The sequence below is a fragment of the Plantibacter sp. H53 genome (assembly GCF_001650455.1).
Taxonomy (GTDB): Bacteria; Actinomycetota; Actinomycetes; order Actinomycetales; family Microbacteriaceae; genus Plantibacter; species Plantibacter flavus_A.
This window is the reverse complement of record NZ_LWCT01000025.1, coordinates 1-20,505: the sequence shown is the minus strand read 5'-3', so window position 1 is coordinate 20,505 and position 20,505 is coordinate 1. Positions and strand designations below refer to the sequence as shown.

Below are 20,505 nucleotides of genomic sequence, written 5' to 3'. Positions count from 1 at the left end.
GGTATTTCGTTCGTGTGGTGCCGATGTGTCCGTTCGGGACAGCTCAGAGCCAACACCCGTCAGTGACCTCCGACGGCGGTCCTCACGGTTTCCATACGCCTTCCGCGTGGATCCTCACGACCTCCCTACGGGGTGCTCCTCCTCCAGGCCGCCGTCCTGCCCTCCTGCTCAGCTCCCGAGCGTGTGGGCGTGATCCGGCACGTACCGGTACCGTTCGTGCGCGGGTCGGTCGTACCCGTCGGCGCCCGGCCGCTCGGGGATGTCGATCGGCTCGGGGGCGCGCTGCTCGTAGGGGATCTGAGAGAGCAGGTGCGAGATCGCGTTCAACCGGGACGCCCGCTTGTCGTCGCTCTCGATCGTCCACCAGGGTGCGTCCGCGTGGTCCGTGGCCTCGAACATCTCGTCCTTGGCGCGCGAGTAGTCCTCCCAGCGGGTGATCGACTGGAGGTCCGTGTCGGACAGCTTCCAGCGGCGCATCGGGTCGTCGAGGCGTGAGCGGAACCGTTGCTCCTGGACCTCGTCGGAGACCGAGAACCAGTACTTGACGAGGATGATGCCGTCCTCGACGAGCATGCGCTCGAACACGGGAGTCTGGCGGAGGAACCGCCGGTACTGCTCCGGAGTGCAGTAGTCCATCACCCGCTCGACGCCGGCACGGTTGTACCAGGAGCGGTCGAACAGCACGATCTCGCCCGCCGTGGGCAGGTGCTGGATATAGCGCTGGAAGTACCACTGGCCGCGCTCCTGCTCACCGGGGGTCGGCAGGGCGGCGACCCGCGCCGAACGCGGGTTCAGATACTGGACGATGCGCTTGATCGCGCCGCCCTTACCCGCGGCGTCGCGGCCCTCGAAGACCACGACGACTCGCGCGCCGGTCTCGATCACCCAGCGCTGCATCGCGACCAGTTCGATCTGCAGCCGTTCCAGCTCCGCTTCGTAGCGGTCCTTCCGGATGCGTTTGGGCGGCTTGTTCCGGTTCGGAGCCTTCGACATGCTGTGTGTTCCCGCCCGTCCCCGCGAGGACTGGTTCGACGCCTGACCGGCGCGGTGGTGCAGTGCTCGGTGCCCACCCCGGCGGGGCAGCACTCGCGCCCAGCCTGCGCCTGCCGACCGATTCCCGTGGGGTGTGTCATCCGGGTGCCGACAGGCGTATAGTCACGCGCGCGCTGTCCTAGGCTTGGACGTCGAGGGCGTCGAGGGGATCTGGTCGGTGGAACTGCGGTGGCTGACGGCGCCCGAACACGAGGTCGCCGCGGCGATGGCGGACGAGCGTCGCTCTGGCCGGTCCAAATGGGCGCCCACCGGGCGGAGAGTGCTCTTCCACCTCTACTTCAGCCTCGTCCTCTGGTACCTCGCGATCGCCCTCGTCTCGGTCGGGGTCAGCGTCGACGAGTACCACGACGGTCGCGTCGAGATCGATGACGTCGTCGGGTTGCTCGTCGCCGTGCTCGTCCTCGCGGGTCTCCTCGTCGGGGCCTGGTTCCTGTACCGCTGGTCGCGACGTCCGCCATCCCCGAAGGCACGCCTCGCCGAGTGGCGGACCCACCTGACCGCGGTGGCGAACGGCTTCGAGGAGGAGCCGAAAGGACGGGCGATGTTCTCCTCGCTCATCACCACGACGGGGAAGTACAACAACGCCTTCATCACCACGCCGGGGCCGCAGCTGTCGTCCCACCCGCGGTTCGTCGGCGACCGGGTCGAGTTCGGCAACCTCGTCGACGACGTGAAGCGGTCGCGGGACTGGCACTACCTGACCGTGAAGCTACCGGCCCCGCTCCCGCACCTCCTGCTCGACGCGACGACGAACGACACCGTCCGCAGCGACCTGCCGCCGGGCCTCGACCGGGGCCTCCGCATCTCCCTCGAGGGCGACTTCGACCGGTGGTTCCGCGTCTACGCACCGTCCGGCTACGGAACGGACGCGCGATACGTGCTGACCCCCGACGTGATGTCGTCGCTCGTCAGCACCGCGGCGTACTACAACGTGGAGATGGTCGATGATCGGGTCGTCTTCTTCAGTAAGCCGGCCGCCGACTTCTCGTACGCCGCCCCCTGGGTCGCCGTCGACGCGATCCTCAGCGACCTCGTCCCGCGTCTCATCACGAGGGCTGAGCGGTACCGCGACGAACGGGTGGCGGGACAGGACGCGGAGAGCGTCCTCGAGGCGGCACGGGACGCCATGGAGGCTGAGCAGGTCTGGACCCGGAAGGAGACGGTCGTCGGCGAGGAGGGCCGTCGCCTCACGGTGCGGGCGCGCTTCCATGCGATCTGGGTGGCCGTCGGTGCGGTCAGCTGGCTCGTCACCCGCACGCTGCTGTACTTCATCCCGGGCGCCTTCGCCTTCGCGGGGTTGATGTCCGTGATCGACGGGCGCTAGCCGCAACCGAGTCGCCCGAATCTGCTCGGATCCACTCCGAAACCGGACAGATCCGGGCGACTCAGCGTGCAGGGTCGCGGAACATCCGGTGACGCATTCGCGTTCACGACGGTGTGACCACCACCCTGACCGCTCCCGCAGGGCCCGCGACCGACACCTTCGATCGCGCGCTCGCGAGCTTGGAGTGGACGATCCACGGCACCGACCGCGACCGCCTCGCCGCGAACGTTCCGCTGCGGCGGCCGCACGCGGCGTCCGGCTTCGTCTACCTCTCCAGCGGCCGCGTCCGCCTCACGGCCACCGACGGCACCCGCGACCTCGACGCCGGCGACCTCGTCTTCTTCCCTCGCGCCCACGCCACGACGGTGGTCGCGCTCGAGGACGCCGAGCTGCTCGACGTCGCGTTCACCCCGCCGGGTCAACGCCAGCAGGTGGCGGAGACGCTGCCCGAGCACCTGTACGTCGCAGATTTCGCCGGGCAGGAGCCCTCGATGGTGGCGCTCCTGGAAGGTATGGGCTGCCCGCAGGCGGCTGGTCGTCCGCGGCCGGGCGACAGCGTCATCTGCAGCCGCATCGCGACCACGATCGTGTCGGCCGCGCTGCGCACCTGGAACGAGGCCGGCTGCGCACCGGAGCGCTGGTTGCAGCGCATCGGCGACCCGCACATCGGTGCGGTCCTCGACGCCCTGCACGCCGAACCGGGGCGACCGTGGACCTTCGAGACGCTCGCCCGCATCGCCATGATGTCGCGGTCGGCGTTCGCCGAACGGTTCCGCGAGGTCGTCGGGCACACACCGCGCGCCTACCTCACGACCGTTCGCATGGAGACGGCGAAGGGGCTCATACTCACGGGCGACGCGTCCGTGGCCGAGCTCGCCGGTGCCCTCGGCTACGTGTCGGAAGACGGGTTCGCGCGCGCCTTCCAGCGGTACACGGGCCTGACGCCCGCCCGTTGGCGTGCCGAGGCGGCGCTCGCCGCGTAGGCGCTCGGCCGGGCGGCCTTCGGCTTCACCGCGCGGTGCGCGCCGAGCCGAAGACGACACCGCCGACGATCGCGGAGATCGCCGCGACCGTGAGCGCCGGGACGATGCCGACCGCGTCGACGAGCAGCCCACCCGCTCCGGCGCCGACGGTGATCGCGAGCTGGAACCCCGCGACGACGAGTCCGCCGCCGGACTCCATGCGGTCCGGCACGAGGCGCCCCATCCACGTGCTCAGGGTCGTGAGCCAGGCGCCGAAGCCCATGCCCCAGGTGGTGATCGCGATGGTCACGATCCAAGGCTGCCCCGCGAACAGGGTCACGAGCGCGATCGAGACGCCGATGAAGGCCGGGACGACGAAGCGCAGAGCCGCGAGGTGGCGGTCGACGAGGAGTCCGATCACGAAGTTGCCGACCACGCCGCCGAGGCCGAACGCCGCGAGGAGGACGGCCACACCGGCCGCGTCGAGGTCCGGCACCCGCTCGATCGCGAGCCGGATGTAGGTGAAGGCGATGAAGTGGCCGAGGACGGTCAGGATGTGCCCCGTGAGGCCGACGCGGATGCCGGGGACCCGGAGCGTGTCGACGAGCGACCGCAGACCGCCGCTGGACGGCGCCGGGGCGACGGGCGGCAGGACGAGTCGCAAGGCGACCGCCACCACCGCGGTGATGACCGCGACACCGGCGAAGATGAGGCGCCAGTCCATGACCGAACCGAGGTAGGTGCCCACCGGGACACCGGCGACCGTCGCGACGGTGGTGCCGGTGTTCACGAGCATGATCGCCCGACCGAGGTGGTGCGGAGCGGACAACCGGGCGGCGATCGCGATCGACATCGCCCAGAAGGCGCCAAGGGCTGCGCCGAGTAGGAGGCGGGCGATGAGCAGCATGACGAAGTCGCCGGAGATCGCGACGAGCGCGCTCGACACCGCGGCGGCCGCTGCGAGCAGGACGAGCAGGAGGCGGCGGTCGAGCCGCGGGACGAGGATGCCGATCGTCGGTGCGGTGAGGAAGCCGATGAACGCCGTCGCGGTGACGGCCTGGCCTGCCTGGCCCTCGGTGATCCCGAGCGAGGCTGCCATCGACGGCAGCAGGCTCGGCGGCAGGAACTCGGCGAGCACGAGCACGAAGCTCGTCGCCATCATGACGGCGACGGCCGCCCATGCGGTCCGCGTGCGAGGGGCGGCGGACGCGGCTGTGTGCGTCGTGGGGACCGAGCCCGTTCGTGGAGCATCGAGCTTCTCGTCTGTCGTCATGCTCTCAGCTTGCCGGAGCCGTGACCTCCCCACCCGACGCCCAGTCCGCCCGACCCGACCATCTGTCCATCCCTGCACCCGTCCCGGCGTCGCTGAGTCGCCCATTCCTGCACGAAAGTCGCGGATATTCGTGCAGGTTCGGGCAAATCAGCGCCAACGCCGGGCCGCGAGAGCCGACAGGGCGGCGGCGGCCACCATGGCCAGGATCCCTGCGGCGGCCCACGATCCGCTGACGGTCACTGCTTGCGTTCCGGTGGTGTCCAGGAACCCGTGGAAGGTTGCGATGAACGGGACGACGATCGTCGTCGTCTGACTGAAGGCCAGTGCCGCGAGCAACATGCCGATGATGGCAGTCACTCCAATCGAGATGCCGAGCGCGCACGCCACCATGAACGCCAGGTGAACCCAGCCCGTCGACCTCGTGGGGCGTGCATCCATGGTGGTTTTCACGGCGATCCTCCGCTCTCCTGAAATTCCAGATGTCCAGGCTAGCTCGCCCTCGGTGCATATGGCTCAGTCGCCACGATTCGTCTACGAATCGACGGTGATTCGAGCGCTTCCTGGCAGATCGATGAACACCGCCTCAACAAGTTGCACTGAGTGCATCGGTGCACGTAGTGTACCCACGTGTCCACCACCGCCCCCGCCGAGGATCGACGCGCCGCCCTCCGCGCGCGCCACCATCGGGCGATCCTCGACGCCGCCCGCGTCATGATCGCGGAGCAGGGCATCGCGGGGTTCAACGTCGACGTCATCGCCGAGCGCGCCGACGTCTCGCGCCGCACGGTGTTCAACCACTTCTCCTCGATCGACGACCTCGTCACCACCTCCTGCACGGAGGAGCTGGCCGTCGTGATCGAGAGCTTCCGGTCCGCCGTCAACGCACGACCGGCAGGCCCCGGGTCGCGCGTGTCGATGTTCGAGGACGTCGCCGCAGCGCTCCGCACGACCGACATCCCCCGCGTCATCGCCTTCCTCTGGAACGCGCTCGGCGGCTTCGCACCCGACGACTCGCGCCCGCAGCAGCTCTTCCAGGCCACCTTCTCCCGCACCACCCAGGAGCTCGCCCACGAACTGGCCGAGCGCAACACCGACGTCGACGAACTCGAGGCCGGCTTCCTGGTGTCCTCCCTCATGCACGGTGTCGAAGTGCTCGCCCACCACTGGATCGCGAGTACCGGCGCCACCACGGACGATGAAGCCCGTGCCCTCTGGACCGACCTGCTGGAACGGCTCATCGCGAGCGTCCGCACCGGCTACGCGTCCACGCACTGACCCGCTTCCCGTTCCGTCCCCGCACACGACACCAGCACCACCTCCCGAAGAATCGAGACTCCCTTGGCTGAACTGCTGTATCGCCTCGGACGCTTCTCCGCGCGTCGCGCGTGGGCCGTCCTCATCTCCTGGATCGTGATCCTCGGCATCTCGGTCGGCGCGTTCCTCGCCTTCGGCGGCACCCTCTCGAGCGCCGTCACCATCCCGGGCACGCCGACCGCGAAGGTCACCGACCAGCTCGAGGAGTCGTTCCCGAGCGCATCCGGCGGCACCGGGGCGATGGTGTTCCACACGAAGGACGGCGACGCCTTCACCGACAGCCAGAAGACCGCGATCGGCGAGCTGCTCGACGAGACGGCCGACCTGAAGGGCGTCGACACCACGGTCAACCCCTTCGAGACGCAGGAGACGATCGCCGACCAGGCGAAGCAGATCTCCGACGGCAAGACGCAGATCGACGACGGCCGCACCCAGCTGACCGACGGCCAGACGCAGCTCGACGCCGGACAGCAGCAGCTGACCGACGCGCAGACCCAGCTGAGCGCGGCGCTCGCCCAGGCGCAGCAGGCCGCCGGCGGCACGCTCCCGGCCGCCGCACAGGCCCAGTTCGACGCCCAGCAGACCGCCATCACGCAGCAGCAGACGGCGCTCGACGCCCAGCAGGCCACCATCACCGAGAACCTCGCGAAGCTCGACGAGCAGAGCACGAAGCTCGAGCTCTCCTCCCAGCTCCTCGACCTCTCCTCGGGCATCCGCACCGTCTCGACCGACGACACCACAGCGGTCGCGAACGTCGTCTTCGACAAGCGTCAGCAGGAGGTCACGCCGGAGACGAAGCAGTCGGTCATCGACCAGGTGAAGGAGGACGTCCCGTCGGGCGTCGAGGTCGAGTTCTCGAACGAGCTCGCGCAGAGCCTGCCGCAGCTGTTCGGCGTGGGTGAGGCGATCGGCCTCATCATCGCGGCGATCACGCTGCTCGTCATGCTCGGTACGGTCATCGCCGCATCGCTCCCGCTCGTCTCCGCGATCGTCGGCGTCGGTGTCGGCGTCACCGCGTCGCTCTCGCTCTCGGGTGTCGTCGACATGCTCTCGATCACGCCGGTGCTCGGCGTCATGCTCGGGCTCGCGGTCGGCATCGACTACTCGCTGTTCATCCTCAACCGACACCGCAAGCAGCTGCTCGCGGGCGTCGAGCTGCACGAGTCCATCGGGCTCGCGAACGGCACCTCGGGCAACGCGGTCGTCTTCGCCGGATCGACCGTCCTCGTCGCGCTGCTGGCGCTCAACGTCACGGGGATCCCCTTCCTCGGCCTGATGGGCACCGTCGGCGCGATCTGCGTCGCCGTCGCGATCCTGCTCGCGGTCACCTTGACGCCCGCCCTGCTGTCGCTGCTCGGCCTCCGCATCCTCAGCCGGAAGGCACGCGGCACCATCGGCACGCCGCGTCCGGACGCCGTCCCGACCAAGCCCATGGGCACGCTGCGCGCCGTCGGCACGCTCGTCGCCGGACTCGTCGTGCTCGGCGTCGTCGCGATCCCCGCGCTCGACATGCGCCTCGGCCTGCCGGACGGCAGCTCGGAAGCCGTCGACTCGACGCAGTACCAGTCCTACACGCTCATCGAGGACAAGTTCGGTGCCGGCGTCAACGGGCCGCTGCTCGTCGTCGCCACGCTGCCCGACGCCGCCACCGACGAGGAGGTCCTCGAGGAGCAGGTGCGGATCGGCCAGGAGATCGCCGACCAGGACGACGTGAAGGCCGTCGCACCGGTGGGCGCATCGGACGACAACTCCGTGCTCGCCTTCCAGGTGATCCCGAAGGAGGGCCCGAACGCGGTCTCCACGGAGCAGCTCGTCCGCGACCTGCGCGACCTCTCGCCGCTGTCGGGTGACGTCGAGCTCGGCGTGGCCGGTAGCGCGAGCGGCAACATCGACGTCTCGAAGCAGCTGTCCGACGCCCTCCCGCTCTACCTGGCGCTCGTGGTCGGCCTGTCGCTGATCATCATGATCCTCGTGTTCCGCTCGATCCTCGTGCCGCTCACGGCGACGCTCGGCTTCATGCTGTCGCTCGCGGCGACCTTCGGTGGCATCACGGCGATCTTCCAGTGGGGCTGGCTCGGACCGGTGTTCGGCGTGCACGACCCGGGACCCATCCTGAGCTTCCTGCCGACGATCCTGATCGGCATCCTCTTCGGGCTCGCGATGGACTATCAGCTGTTCCTCGTGTCCGGCATGCGCGAGGCGTTCGCCCACGGTGCCCCGGCGCGCTTGGCGGTCCAGCGCGGGCTGCACGCCGGCCGGACGGTCGTCGTGGCGGCGGCGATCATCATGATCTCCGTCTTCGGCGGGTTCATCTTCTCCCACTCGGCGATGATCCGGTCGATCGGGTTCGGTCTCGCCTTCGGTGTGCTCGTCGACGCGTTCGTCGTCCGCATGCTCCTCATCCCGGCGGTCATGCACCTGCTCGGGAAGAGCGCCTGGTGGATCCCGAAGTGGCTCGACCGCATCCTCCCGAACGTCGACGTCGAGGGTGCCGCGCTCGAGCGCAGCCACCCGCATGACACGGGTTCGGTCGGGACCGCCCCGTCGAGCGGCGAGCCGCGGAACGCGGTCGACGGCGCGGAGACGGCGGCCCTCGGAGCCGGCGTGACCGCGGGGACGGCAGCGCACGTCGCCACACCGTCGAGTGAGCTGACGCGCCGGGAGGCGGCAGCCGCCGCCGAGCGGACGCACCCGGCGCACGTGCTCACGACCGACCCCGACCCGGCCGACCGGCAGGTCTCCCGGGTGGAGCCCGGGCTCGACGTCGTCGTGCACCCTGCGACCGCCGGTGTGCAGCGCGTGGCCGTCGGTGCCTACGTCATCGCGGTCGACGCCGACAACGGCACCGCGGTCGTCGAGCCGCCCGTCGGTGGCGTCGTGGTCGTCCGCGCGCCGAGGTAGCGCGAGCGGCCCCTGAGCCCCCCATCCGGTCCCTGAGCTTGTCGAAGGGCGGGGTTTCTCCGGGTGCATTTCGACAGGCTCAATGACCGGGTTGGGCTCGACGACCGGGTTAGGGGCGGCGGCCGGTGGTCGCCACTCCGCTACGGCTGCAGGCGGTCCACGATCCAGCCGCCGTCGGCCGCGAGGTAGCGGAGGCGCCGGTGCATGCGGTCGCGGCTGGCGTGCCAGAACTCGATCATGTCGGGGACGAGCCGGAACCCGACCCAGGTGGCCGGGCGGGGGACGTCGTCGCCCTCGCGCTCGAGCAGCTCGTCGGCCCGCGCGATGAGGGCGTCGAGGGTCTCCTCCGGGCCGTCGCGGAACGGCGTCGACTGGTGGGCGACCGCCGTCGCCGCTCGTGACTTGGGCGAGCGGTCGGCGAACAGCGCGTCGGACTCCTCGTCGCTCAGCTGCTCGACGCGGCCCTCGAAGCGGAGCTGCTGCATCGTCTCGCGCCAGTACACCTGAAGGGCGGCGCTCGGGTTCTCGGCGAGCTGCCCGCCCTTCCGGCTCTCGGTCGAGGAGCCGAAGATCAGGCCGCGATCGTCGAGGGTCTTCACATCGACGGTGCGCGCGCTCACGACGCCCACCGAGGTGGCGGTCGCGAGGGTCATCGATCGGGGTTCGCTGACGTCCCGCTCGATCGCTGCGGCGAGCCACTGCTGAGCGAGCAGCATGGGCTCGGCGGGCGGGGTCTCGAACTCGGGCAGCTGCAGGGTGTCGTCTCCGGAGAGGGGTTCGGCGCTCATGTCGCGAGCCTACCCGCGTTGCCCTCGGTACCGACGACTGGGGCGTCGGCACAGTCTCCTCCGGAACCGTGGTGTGCGGGCACATGGTGCCCGGACAGGCCGCGGGCTAGCCTCGAACCGCCCGCCAGGGCGCACCTCCGAGAGAGTGAGCACCGCATGCCGTACACCGACACCGACGACGTCTCGATCTACTACGAGGTGGAGGGCGACCCCGCCCACCCGGTGATCGTGCTCATCGCCGGCGGCGGCGCGCAGCTGCTGACCTGGCGCGATCCGTTCCGGAGAATGCTCGTGGACGAGGGCTTCCGGGTCGTGCGGTTCGACAACCGCGACGTCGGCTTCTCGCAGCGGTTCGGCGGCGAGACGGACCTCGACGGCGGGTACTCGCTCGGCGACATGGGCGACGACGTCCTGCGGGTGCTCGACCATCTCGGGGTCGAGCAGGCGCACCTCGTCGGGCACTCGATGGGCGGCATGATGGCGCAGATGGTCGCGCTCGACCACCCGGAGCGCGTGCTGAGCCTCGGCCTGCTGTCCACGATCCCCGGCCAGGACCCGCGCTACATCCTGCACGGTGAGCGGCCCGAGCTGCTCGTCGAGCCGGTGCGGTACACCCGCGAGGAGTCCGTCGCCGCGATGGCGGAGCTCGCCGCACCCGTGCCCGGCGCGCGCTACCAGCCGGACACCGCCTGGGAGGTGTGGGCGACAGGTGAGGCCTACGATCGTGGCTACGCGCCAGAGGGCTTCAGCCGGCAGTGGGCGGCGCTCCTGCGTGCGCCGGAGCGACTCGAACGACTGCGCGACGTGACCGTGCCGACCCTCGTGCTCCACGGTCGCGAGGACGACGTCCTGCACTGGTCCTCCGCCGTGGACATCGCTCAGGCGATGCCGGCGGCCGAGCTCCACGTCCTCCCCGGCATGGGGCATCTCATCCCCGCCGAGCTCTGGCCGACGCTCGCCGCCGGCATCGTCCGGGTCGCGAGGAGCGCGTCGTCGCAGGGCTGAGATGAGGCGATCCGTCGCACTGGACGCCCGAGAACGACGATTCGCCTCAACTCACGGCATACCGATGAGGCGCACCCGGCAGGCGAGTTCCGCGGCGAAGCGGACGTCGGGGTCGGCGAGGTCGAGTTCGAGCGACTGCTCGATGCGCCGGATCCGGTAGTTCACCGCGTTCGGGTGCAGGTTCAGTTCCGCTCCGGCACGCGCCAGCGAGTTGCGATGGCTGAGGTACGCGAGGAGCGTCCGCACCGAGATCGTGGCCCGCTCCGGTCCGAGGGCGTCGAGTGGCGAGAGGATGTCGTCGAGGAGCGTCCGGCTGAGCGGTGAGGCGTAGAAGTCGAGGAGCACCCGCCGCAGCCCGGTGACGTCCGTCGCCTCCATGGTGCCGAAGCGACCACCCGCGATGGCGGCCTCCGCAGCGACCCGCGCCTCGGTCGCCGACTGCCGGAGCCCCGCCGCCCCGCTCTGCGGCGTCCCGAGCCCGACCGTGAAGGTCCACTCCGGCCCCGCGATCGTCGCGGCGTGCGCGACGATCCGCTCCATCACGTCGCGCAGGCGCCGCTGGTGGTCGGGTGCGCCGAGCTCCTCCGATGCGATGACGACGATCTCGTCGCGCCGCATCGCGAGGTGCCACTGCTCCTCGCGCTGGTCGACGAGTTGCAGCGCGAAGAGCTCGACGGACGGTGCGAGCACGGTGGGCGCCCTGCGGTCGGGATCGCTCGCGTGCTTCGGGGTCAGCCACGCCACCGCGTGCGACAGCTGCAACGGCAGCCCGGCGCGGACCGCGTCCATCGCGAAGCCGTCGATACGGGACGATTCCGCGAAGATCAGCTCGATGATGAGTTCCGCCCGCGAGCGAACCGAACCGAACCGTCCGTGCAGCTCCCGTTGCAGGGCGCGCGAGAGGACGGAGGCGATGACCGGGAGGGCGATCGCCGCCGCCGGGTCGTCACGCTCGGCGTGGACGCGGCCGATCGGGATCTCACCGATGCACACCGCGTCGGGTTCGAGCCAGCTGGCACTCGCATCCTCGACGAGCGTGACCGGCACCCCGAGCGTCGTGCTGGCGACCTCGAGGATCGCCTCCCGTACGCCGACACCCGACGCCTGCTCCGCTTCGGCCGCGGACGCGCTGATCACCCGCTGGATCGCGAACTCGGCGCGCGACATCGCCTCCTCGGCCCCGCCGCGGATGGTGCGGTCCATGAGCACGGCGAGGTCGGAGGCGATGCCCTCGCTCATGATCACCGGCAGACCACCGCGATCCGCGAGAGCCCGTGAGGTCTCAGCGACCGGGAACGCACCGACGAACACGAGGCCGGCACAGCCCGCGGCGATGGCCCGGCGGATGGCGATGTCGACCTGGTACGGCCTCGGGACGGCACCGTCGGGGGTCGTCACGATGGCGATGGAGTGCTCGGTCGCGTCGTTCAACTCATCGAGCGCGAGGATCTCGACGCCGGTGACCGGCACGCCCGCGGGTGCACCGGCGACGCAACGGGCGCCGAGATGCTCGGCTTGGAGGATGACGTCCGCAACGGTGACTTGGGCCATAAGCACATTCTGCCCCGATTGTGTGGGCTACGGGAACATTGTCGTGATTCCCCACCCTGCCTACGCTCGGTACATGTCAACGAACCACCCCGCTGCACGCTCCGCAGCGTCGGCCACGCCGATCACCAGCATCACCCTGGCCGACGTGCCGGCGCTCGCCGCAGGATGCGCCATCTTCGGCACCGGAGGCGGCGGCGCGGTGCAGACCCCGCAGCTCGGCGTCGAGATCGCCCTGGAGCGGTTCGGTCCGGTCCCCGTCAAACAGGTCGCCGACCTCGACGCGGACGACGTGGTCGTCGCCATGTCCGGCATCGGTGCCCCTTCGGTGGGCTTCGAGATGCTCGGCGCGAGCGGCCAGGCCGAGATCATCGTCGAGGAGATCGAGCGACTCACGGGCAAGCGCATCACCACGATCATGGCGACGGAGATCGGCGGCAGCAACGGCGTCGGGCCCGTCGGCTGGGCCGCGAGCCTCGGCCTCAGCATCCTCGACGCCGACGGCATGGGGCGCGCATTCCCGGAGGCGCCGATGACCGCGATGAACGTCGCGAACCTCCCGCCCGGGTACGCGGTCCTCAGCGACGTGATCGGCAACGTCTCGATCCTGCGGCCGGTCAGCCTCGCCTGGCTCGAGCGCCACGCCCGCGCCCTCACCGTGGCCAGCGGAGCGATCTCGATCGGCGCCAACTACGTCATGGACCGCGACACCGTCCGCGGCGCGGTCATCGAGGGCAGCGTCAGTCGCGCCGTGCAGGTCGGGCGACGGCTCCTCACCGCCACCGACCCCGTCGGCGCACTCACGGACGAACTCGGCGCATCCCTCATCACCGGCGGCAAGGTCGTCGACATCGAGCGCCGCACCGAGGGCGGGTTCACCCGCGGCTCCGTCACGGTCGAGGGGATCGGCGAGCACCGCGGTCGCCTCACCCGCGTGGAGATCCAGAACGAGAACCTCGTCGTGATGGAGGACGGAGCGGTCATCGTCAGCGTCCCCGACCTCGTCACGATCGTCGACTCCGAGACGGGCGACGCGATCTCCACCGAGATGCTGCGCTTCGGACAACGGGTGAGCGTCCTCGCCTGGGCGTGTGACCCACTGTGGCGCACCGAGCGCGGCCTCGAACTCGCCGGTCCGCGCGCGTTCGGCTACGACCTCGACTACGAGCCGTTCGGCGTGAGCGCCGACGAGACCATTGGAGCGACCCGATGAGCGCCGGCACCAGCACCGTCACCGACACCTCGGGTGAGCTCGCGATCGGCATCGACGTCGGCGGGACCAACACCGACGCCGTCGCGCTCTCGGGCACGGGCGAGGTCGTCTCGTGGACGAAGCAGCCCACCACCCGCGACGTCACCGGCGGTATCCGGGCGGCGCTCGCCGAGGTCCTCGACCAGCTCGGTGACGACCGCGGCCTCGTCACCCGCGTCATGCTCGGCACCACCCACGCGACGAACGCGATCGTCAACCGTCGCGACCTCGGACGCGTCGTCGTCATCCGGCTCGGCTCGCCTGCCGCCACCTCGCTCCCGCCGCTCGCCGGCTGGCCGCGGGAGCTGCGCGACGTCGTCCTCGCGGGGAGCATCCTCGCCGGCGGCGGCCACCTCGTCGACGGCTACCCGATCGCCCCGCTCGACCGCGACCTCATCCGTCGGGAGCTCGACGCCCTGGCCGGCACCTTCGACGCCGTCGCCGTCTGCGGGATCTTCAGCCCCTCGTTCCCCGAACAGGAGCTCGAGGTCGAGGCGCTCGTCCAGGACCACGTCGGGGTCGACATCCCGGTGTCGCTGAGCCACGAGATCGGCGCGCTCGGCCTGTTGGAGCGCGAGAACGCGACCGTCCTCAACGCGTCCCTCTACGCCGTCGCCCGCGACGTCACGAACGCGCTCACGACCGTCGTCGCCGAGGAGCGACTCGACGCGACGACCTACTTCGCCCAGAACGACGGCACGCTCATGGCCGTCGAGTACGCGGCGCGCTACCCGGTGCTCACGATCGGCTCCGGGCCGGCGAACTCCATCCGCGGTGCCGCGTTCCTCTCCGGTGCCGACAACGCGATCATCATCGACGTCGGCGGCACGACGAGCGACCTCGGCGTGCTCGTCGACCGGTTCCCACGCGAATCGACCCTGCCCCGCGAGGTCGGTGGCGTCCGGACGAACTTCCGCATGCCCGACATCCTGAGCGTCGGCCTCGGCGGCGGCACGATCGTCGACACCGCGACCGGTGTCCCGCGGCACGACTCGGTCGGCTACCGGCTCACCGAGGAGGCGCTGCTGTTCGGCGGCACCACCCCGACCCTCACCGACGCGGCCTCGCTCCAGTTCGGCATCGCCGACCGCGAGCTGCCGCCCCTCGACCGCGCGACCCGCCAGGCACTCGAGCACGCGCTCGGCGTCGCCCACGAACGCATCGAGTCCGCCGTCGAGCGCATGTCGCTCGGCCGTACCGGCCTCCCGCTCGTCGTCGTCGGCGGCGGAGGATTCCTCGTCCCGGACGCCGTCCTCGGCGCGAGCGAGGTCCTGCGCCCGGCGCGCGGCAACGTCGCCAACGCCGTGGGCGCGGCCATCGCGCTCGCCGGTGGGCGCTCCGATCAGCTCTGCGACTTCGCCGACCGCGCAGCCGCCATCGAGGAGGCAGGACGCTCCGCGATCGAGAAGGCGATCCAGGCCGGCGCAGACCCGCGCTCGGTCGAGATCGTCGACGTGCTCGAGACCCCCGTCTCGTACGCCACCCGTCCCACCCTGAAGGTCTCCGTGAAGGCGGCGGGTCCGCTCGCCCGCATCGGAACGGCGACCCGGCAGCGCATCTGACCCACCCCAGCACCAGCACAGCTCTCCACCAGCACCAGCACCAGCACGGCACCTCACCCCATCTGATCCGGCCACCCGCGCACCACGGCCACCCGAGTACGAAGGATCCAGCATGAACAGCAAGCGGAAAGCCGCGGCGGCCCTCGCCACCGCGGCCCTCACCGCGGTGGCTCTCACCGCGTGCACCTCCTCGCAATCCTCCGATTCCTCCGGCGAGTACGTCTCCGGCGGCACCTTCGTCACCGCGATGAGCGGCGACCCCGGCAGCCTCGTCCCCATGACGGGCATCAGCCTCGAGGCCCGCGAGATCATCAGCTTCCACTACGAGTCGCTCGTGTACGTCAACGCCGACGGCGAGCTCCTGCCCTGGCTGGCCGAGAGCTGGGAGGAGGACGCGAGCTCCACCTCCATCACCTACACGCTCAAGGACGGCATCACCTGCGCGGACGGCACCCCGTTCACCGCGGAGACCGCCGCGGCGAACATCACCTACAACGCCGACCCGGCCAACGCGACCTTCTACTACGGCGCGCAGGTCTCCGAGCGGATGACCGCGACCGCCGACGGCAACCAGCTCACCGTCACGAGCTCGACGCCCGACCCGTTCATCCTCGCCAACACCGGCACCGTCGAGATGGTCTGCCAGGCCGGCCTCGACGACCCCGACTCCCTCGTCGAGACGATGAACGGCACCGGCCTCTTCACCCTCGACAAGGCGACCCCGGGTTCCAGCTACACCTTCACGAAGCGCGACGACTACACCTGGGGTCCCGAGGACGTCACGAGCGACACCAAGGGCCTGCCGGACACCTTCGAGGTCCGCGTCGTCACCGACCCCGGGACCGCCGCGAACCTGCTGCTCTCCGGTGACGTGAACGCCGCGAGCATCGGCGGCGCCGACCAGGACCGCGTCGAGGCGGCCGGTCTCGGCAGCGAGGGCGTGCGCAACCCGATCGGCGAGATGCTCTTCAACGAGCGTCCCGAGCGTCCCACCTCCGACCCGCTCGTCCGTGAAGCCCTCGTCACCGCGATCGACCGCGAGCAGGTCGGCGAGGTCGTCACCGACGGCACCGCCGAGGAGTCGAAGTCGCTCGTCGTGAAGAGCCCCTACCTCTGCGTCGCCGACGGCCCGCAGTGGACGCTCCCCGAGACGGACGTCGAGAAGTCCGGCGAGCTGCTCGACGAGGCGGGCTGGAAGCTCGGTTCGGACGGCAAGCGGTCGAAGGACGGTGAGCCGCTGACGATCAAGTTCATCTACGACGCGGCCACCCCGAGCCACGCGGCGGCGGCCGAGCTCGTGCAGCAGACCTGGGACGAGCTGGGCGTCACGACGGAGCTCTCGGGCAACGACGCGAACGCCTGGTCCGAGCAGCTGTTCTCGACCTTCGACTGGGACACCGGCTTCGTGCAGATCGCTCCCGGCGGACCGGTCATCGTGAACACCTTCTTCGGTGGCGAGACCCCGGACAAGGGCGGCAACAACTTCATGTTCGTCGACAACCCGGAGTACGACGCACTCGCCGAGCAGGCCAAGACGGCCAGCCCCGATGAGACCTGCGACCTCTGGCAGCAGGCCGAGGCGAAGCTCATCGAGCGGACGGACGTGTTCCCGATCGCCGACGCGCAGGACTTCATGTACCTGAACGGCGCCGAGGTCGAGCGGCCGAACTTCATCCGCCCGACGAGCATCCGGATGGTCGGCTGATCATGGCGATCCCCTCGACCGTGACCACCGGGCAGGCCACCGACCCGGCCACGGGCCCCGGCGGCCCGGCGGTCGCGCGTCGAGGGGGTCGTGGCGTCCTCGGCGGACTCTCCCCGCGGACGTCCTTCATCCTCCGACGACTCGGCCGGGTGCTCGTCTCGCTCGCCATCGTCATCGTCGCGACGTTCCTGATCGTGCAGCTCGTGCCGGGAGACCCGGTGCGGGCTGCGCTCGGGAACAGTGCGACGCCGGAACTCGTCGAGCGGACGCGCGCCGACCTCGGCTTGAACGTGCCGGTGCCGGAGCAGTTCGTCAACTACGTCAGCGGACTGTTCCGCGGCGACTTCGGCACGGCGATCGGATCACAGCGGCCGGTCGCCGACACGATCGCGCAGCGCTTCCCGGTGACGCTCACCCTCGCGGTCGCGTCCTTCCTCCTCGCGGCGATCGGCGCCTTCCCCATCGGCGTCGCGACCGCGGTGTCCTCGCGCACCGGCCGCCGCCGACTCGCCGACCTCGGCGTCTCGGGTCTGCTCGGCGTGCTGATCGCCATCCCGAGCCTCCTGCTCGCCGTCGGTCTCATCGCCGTGTTCAGCATCGGCCTCAAGGTGCTCCCGGCCGCCGGCTGGGGAGGCTTCGACCAGGCGATCCTGCCGGTGGTGGCCCTCGCGGTCGGCCCGATGGCCTACCTGGCCCGCATCGTGCACGTGGAGATGCTGGCCGTCCTCGAGATGCCGTACATGACCACGGCACGGAGCAAGCGCCTCCCGACACACCTCGTCTACCTCCGGCACGCGCTGCCGAACATGGTGACGTCCACGCTCACGATCGGCGGCATCATCCTCACAGGTATGGTCGCCGGCACCGTGCTCATCGAGACGGTCTTCGCCATCCCCGGTCTCGGGACGAGCATCGTCTCGTCGATCACCTCGAAGGACTACCCGATGATCCAGGGCATCGTGCTCGTGTACGCGATCCTCGTCCTCGGCCTCAACCTCCTCATCGACATCGCGCTCGCGACGATCGATCCGCGCTCCTCGATCACGGAGGGCTGAGCTCATGAGCATCCGTCCGACCACCTCCAGTCCCACACCCTCACGCCGATCCCCGGTGCTCGACCGCCTCCGCACCCCGCGCGGCCTCACCGGCGCGATCGGCGCGCTCCTGATCATCGTGGTCGCGGTCGTCGGCCCGACCGTCTGGGGGTCCGCCGCCGACACGACGTCCGTGGCCGACCGCCTCGCCGGTGCGAGCCTGGCCCACCCCTTCGGCACCGACGAGCTCGGCCGGGACGTCTTCGCCCGGGTCATGGTCGCTACGCGGGTGTCCGTGCTCCTGACCCTCGGCGCCACAGCGATCTCGGTCGTCGGCGGCGTCGTGCTCGGGGCCGTCGCGACGGTCCTGCCTCGACCGCTCCGCCGACTCGTCACCGCCCTCATCGACATCCTGCTGTCGTTCCCGTGGCTCCTCATGGCGCTGTTCTTCTCGGTGATCTGGGGCGCGAGCGCCACCGGCGCGATGCTCGCCGTCGGGTTCGCCGGCGTGCCGACCTTCGCCCGCCTCACCTACACGCTCGCGTCGTCGCTCATCGGTCGCGACTACGTGAAGGCCGCGCGGATCGCGGGTGTCGGGCAGGCGGAGGTGCTCGTCCGGCACGTCATGCCGAACATGCTCCCGCCGATGCTCGTGAACGCGGCGGTCTCCGCCTCCGGCACGCTGCTCGCCTTCGCCGGCCTGTCCTTCCTCGGTCTCGGGGTCCAGGCGCCCGAGTACGACTGGGGGCGCCTCCTCGGCCTCGGGATCGCCCGCATCTACGGCAACCCGATGGCGGCGATCGGTCCCGGTATCGCGCTCGTCGTGTGCGGCGTCATCTTCACGCAGCTCGGCGAGCTCTGGAACGAGTCCTCGAAGCGGCTGCTCGGCCTGCCTGCGCCGGCGCGACGTCGCACCGCGGCTCCCGCGACCGCGTCGGCTGCGGCTGCGACCCCGGCCGACCAGGAGCCCGTCGTGCAGGTGCGCGACCTCCGCGTCGCCTTCCCGGACCGCGACGGCCGACTCGTCGAGCGCGTCCACGGCATCAGCCTCACGATCATGCCCGGCGAGGTCGTCGGGGTCGTCGGCGAGTCCGGATCGGGCAAGTCGGTGAGCGCGATGGCGATCGCCGCCCTCCTCGGGCCGGACTCCTCGGTACAGGCCTCGGAGCTGAGCTTCCGCGGGATCGACATGACCGCTCCGCTCACGAAGGCCGAGCGCAGCCGCCTCGGCCTCGAGCTGGCCATGGTCTTCCAGGACCCGCTCACCTCGCTCAACCCCTCGCTCACGATCGGGAAGCAGCTCCGCGAGACCGTCGAGGTCCACGAGGGGCTCTCGACGGCCGAGTCCACGAAGCGTGCCGAGGCCGCACTCGAGTCGGTGCGGATCCCGCTTCCGGCCAAGCGCCTGAAGCAGTTCCCGCACGAGCTGTCCGGCGGCATGCGCCAGCGGGCCATGATCGGCATGGGGCTCATGGGCCGCCCGAAGCTGCTCATCGCCGACGAGCCCACGACGGCGCTCGACGTGACGGTGCAGCGCCAGGTCCTCCGGGTCCTCCACGAGGCGCAGGGGCAGACGGGCGCTGCGATCCTGCTCATCTCGCACGACATCGCCCTCGTCAGCGGGTTCTGCGACCGGATCCTCGTCATGAAGGACGGCCGCATCGTCGAATCGCTCGATGCCGACCGCCTCCACGAGGCGCGGCATCCGTACACCCGTGGGCTCATCGCCTGCGTCCCCGACATGACCTCCGACCGCACCATGCCGCTCCCGGTCATTGGTGCGATCGACGAGATCGACGAGGAGGACCTCCTGGTCCCTGCCCTTCGACAAGCTCAGGATCCGGTTGTCGAAGGGCCCATCACCACCGAAGGACGGCGCGCATGACCGGTCTCGAGTTCTCCGGCCTCACGGTCCGCTACGGCCACGGCGCGTCCGCGCACACCGCGGTCGACGGCTTCGACCTCACGGTCCGACCGGGCACGTCCCACGGGCTCGTGGGGGAGTCGGGCTCGGGCAAGTCGACGGTCGCCGCGGCCGCCGTCGGCCTCGTCATCCCGAGCGCCGGCGGCATCCGACTGAACGGCGCCGACATCGTGGGGCGCTCGTCCGCTGCCCGTCGTGCGCGTCGACGCGTGCAGCTCGTCTTCCAGGACCCGTACTCCGCGCTCGACCCGCGCATGCCGATCGGACTGTCGATCGCCGAGGGGTCCCGGGCGACGGGGCGCTCCTGGAGTCGCTCGGAGCAGCGGTCCCGGGTGGGTGAGCTGCTCGAGCGCGTGCACATCGACCCGGACCGGGCGAATGACCTGCCGTCGGCGTTCTCGGGTGGTCAGCGGCAGCGCATCACGATCGCCCGGGCGCTCGCGGCCGAACCGGAGGTCCTCATCGCCGACGAGATCACCTCGGCGCTCGACGTGTCGGTGCAGGGCGTCGTCCTCAACCTGCTGCGCGAGCTGCAGCGCGAGCTCGAACTCACGGTGCTGTTCATCTCCCACAACCTCGCCGTCGTGAACTACATGTGCGACACGGTGAGCGTCATGCAGGCCGGCCGGGTCGTCGAGGCGGGTCCGACGACCACCGTCCTCGCTGCTCCCGAGGACGCCTACACCCGAGAACTCCTGGCGTCCGTGCCCGTGATGGGCCGTCGCATGACCTGGGACGAGGAGTAGCGGAGGGATTCCCGCTCCCGGTCACTGAGTGCACCTCCGCCGGTCACTGAGCTTGTCGAAGTGCGCACGGGTGACGTCGCCCTTCGACGGGCGGTTCCTGAGCCTGTCGAAGGG

At 70.5% G+C, this 20,505-nt stretch carries 16 protein-coding genes; 11 read left to right on the top strand and 5 right to left on the bottom strand.

Features of this window, described 5'->3' with window-relative positions:
• Positions 1-168: 168 nt before the first annotated feature.
• Positions 169-993, bottom strand: coding sequence for a polyphosphate kinase 2 (ppk2, locus tag A4X17_RS12540; RefSeq protein WP_064296022.1), 825 nt, complete (start codon positions 991-993; stop codon positions 169-171).
• 217 nt (positions 994-1,210) lie between these two features.
• Here ppk2 and A4X17_RS12535 point away from each other — a divergent pair, with 217 nt between their 5' ends.
• Positions 1,211-2,377, top strand: coding sequence for a hypothetical protein (locus tag A4X17_RS12535; protein ID WP_157583501.1), 1,167 nt, complete (start codon positions 1,211-1,213; stop codon positions 2,375-2,377).
• 113 nt (positions 2,378-2,490) lie between these two features.
• Positions 2,491-3,360: an AraC family transcriptional regulator gene (locus tag A4X17_RS19500; protein WP_197479076.1), complete on the top strand. Its 870-nt coding sequence runs from the start codon at positions 2,491-2,493 to the stop codon at positions 3,358-3,360.
• 25 nt (positions 3,361-3,385) lie between these two features.
• Here A4X17_RS19500 and A4X17_RS12525 read toward each other — a convergent pair whose 3' ends face one another.
• The gene (locus tag A4X17_RS12525) at positions 3,386-4,612 is read right to left on the bottom strand and encodes an MFS transporter (RefSeq protein WP_064296020.1); all 1,227 of its coding nucleotides are present in this window, start codon (positions 4,610-4,612) and stop codon (positions 3,386-3,388) included.
• Between the two features lie 147 nt (positions 4,613-4,759).
• Complete coding sequence (locus A4X17_RS12520; RefSeq protein WP_064296019.1) at positions 4,760-5,062, bottom strand: hypothetical protein; 303 nt, start codon at positions 5,060-5,062, stop codon at positions 4,760-4,762.
• A gap of 177 nt (positions 5,063-5,239) precedes the next feature.
• Here A4X17_RS12520 and A4X17_RS12515 point away from each other — a divergent pair, with 177 nt between their 5' ends.
• Together A4X17_RS12515 and A4X17_RS12510 are read left to right on the top strand one after the other, a co-directional pair.
• Complete coding sequence (locus tag A4X17_RS12515; protein WP_064296018.1) at positions 5,240-5,887, top strand: TetR/AcrR family transcriptional regulator; 648 nt, start codon at positions 5,240-5,242, stop codon at positions 5,885-5,887.
• A gap of 63 nt (positions 5,888-5,950) precedes the next feature.
• The gene (locus A4X17_RS12510; protein ID WP_082916143.1) at positions 5,951-8,827 is read left to right on the top strand and encodes an MMPL family transporter; all 2,877 of its coding nucleotides are present in this window, start codon (positions 5,951-5,953) and stop codon (positions 8,825-8,827) included.
• Between the two features lie 140 nt (positions 8,828-8,967).
• Here the strand turns inward: A4X17_RS12510 and A4X17_RS12505 are convergent, their stop codons facing one another.
• Positions 8,968-9,615, bottom strand: a complete 648-nt coding sequence (locus A4X17_RS12505) for a pyridoxal 5'-phosphate synthase (protein WP_064296017.1) — start codon at positions 9,613-9,615, stop codon at positions 8,968-8,970.
• A 156-nt stretch (positions 9,616-9,771) separates the two neighbouring features.
• Here A4X17_RS12505 and A4X17_RS12500 point away from each other — a divergent pair, with 156 nt between their 5' ends.
• Positions 9,772-10,620, top strand: coding sequence for an alpha/beta fold hydrolase (locus A4X17_RS12500; RefSeq protein ID WP_064296016.1), 849 nt, complete (start codon positions 9,772-9,774; stop codon positions 10,618-10,620).
• Positions 10,621-10,671: 51 nt separating this feature from the next.
• Here A4X17_RS12500 and A4X17_RS12495 read toward each other — a convergent pair whose 3' ends face one another.
• Positions 10,672-12,171, bottom strand: coding sequence for a CdaR family transcriptional regulator (locus A4X17_RS12495; RefSeq protein WP_064296015.1), 1,500 nt, complete (start codon positions 12,169-12,171; stop codon positions 10,672-10,674).
• A 73-nt stretch (positions 12,172-12,244) separates the two neighbouring features.
• On the opposite strand from A4X17_RS12495, the gene A4X17_RS12490 reads away from it, so the two are divergent.
• The 6 genes from A4X17_RS12490 to A4X17_RS12465 all read left to right on the top strand — a co-directional run bounded on the left by A4X17_RS12490 (position 12,245) and on the right by A4X17_RS12465 (position 20,391).
• Positions 12,245-13,381, top strand: a complete 1,137-nt coding sequence (locus tag A4X17_RS12490; RefSeq protein WP_064296014.1) for a DUF917 domain-containing protein — start codon at positions 12,245-12,247, stop codon at positions 13,379-13,381.
• Positions 13,378-14,982 carry a hydantoinase/oxoprolinase N-terminal domain-containing protein gene (locus A4X17_RS12485; RefSeq protein WP_064296013.1) on the top strand — a complete coding sequence of 535 codons (1,605 nt, stop codon included), beginning with the start codon at positions 13,378-13,380 and terminating at the stop codon, positions 14,980-14,982. Before A4X17_RS12490 ends, A4X17_RS12485 begins: the two co-directional genes overlap by 4 nt.
• 112 nt (positions 14,983-15,094) lie before the next feature.
• The gene (locus A4X17_RS12480; RefSeq protein WP_064296012.1) at positions 15,095-16,687 is read left to right on the top strand and encodes an ABC transporter substrate-binding protein; all 1,593 of its coding nucleotides are present in this window, start codon (positions 15,095-15,097) and stop codon (positions 16,685-16,687) included.
• 2 nt (positions 16,688-16,689) lie between these two features.
• Entirely contained in the window at positions 16,690-17,742 is a 1,053-nt protein-coding gene (locus tag A4X17_RS12475; RefSeq protein ID WP_079001089.1) for an ABC transporter permease, read from the top strand.
• A gap of 4 nt (positions 17,743-17,746) precedes the next feature.
• Positions 17,747-19,606, top strand: coding sequence for a dipeptide/oligopeptide/nickel ABC transporter permease/ATP-binding protein (locus tag A4X17_RS12470; protein WP_064296011.1), 1,860 nt, complete (start codon positions 17,747-17,749; stop codon positions 19,604-19,606).
• A complete protein-coding gene (locus A4X17_RS12465; RefSeq protein WP_064296010.1) occupies positions 19,603-20,391 on the top strand; it encodes an ABC transporter ATP-binding protein in 789 nt (262 codons plus the stop codon). Before A4X17_RS12470 ends, A4X17_RS12465 begins: the two co-directional genes overlap by 4 nt.
• The last annotated feature ends 114 nt before the right edge of the window (positions 20,392-20,505 follow it).

Coding starts and splice junctions, on each gene's coding strand:
- A4X17_RS12505 (WP_064296017.1), bottom strand. CDS start 9,615: ATGAGCGCCGAACCCCTCTCCGGAGACGACACCCTGCAGCTGCCCGAG.
- A4X17_RS12490 (WP_064296014.1), top strand. CDS start 12,245: ATGTCAACGAACCACCCCGCTGCACGCTCCGCAGCGTCGGCCACGCCG.
- A4X17_RS12525 (WP_064296020.1), bottom strand. CDS start 4,612: ATGACGACAGACGAGAAGCTCGATGCTCCACGAACGGGCTCGGTCCCC.
- A4X17_RS12465 (WP_064296010.1), top strand. CDS start 19,603: ATGACCGGTCTCGAGTTCTCCGGCCTCACGGTCCGCTACGGCCACGGC.
- A4X17_RS12475 (WP_079001089.1), top strand. CDS start 16,690: ATGGCGATCCCCTCGACCGTGACCACCGGGCAGGCCACCGACCCGGCC.
- ppk2 (WP_064296022.1), bottom strand. CDS start 993: ATGTCGAAGGCTCCGAACCGGAACAAGCCGCCCAAACGCATCCGGAAG.
- A4X17_RS12485 (WP_064296013.1), top strand. CDS start 13,378: ATGAGCGCCGGCACCAGCACCGTCACCGACACCTCGGGTGAGCTCGCG.
- A4X17_RS12480 (WP_064296012.1), top strand. CDS start 15,095: ATGAACAGCAAGCGGAAAGCCGCGGCGGCCCTCGCCACCGCGGCCCTC.
- A4X17_RS12500 (WP_064296016.1), top strand. CDS start 9,772: ATGCCGTACACCGACACCGACGACGTCTCGATCTACTACGAGGTGGAG.
- A4X17_RS12470 (WP_064296011.1), top strand. CDS start 17,747: ATGAGCATCCGTCCGACCACCTCCAGTCCCACACCCTCACGCCGATCC.
- A4X17_RS12495 (WP_064296015.1), bottom strand. CDS start 12,171: ATGGCCCAAGTCACCGTTGCGGACGTCATCCTCCAAGCCGAGCATCTC.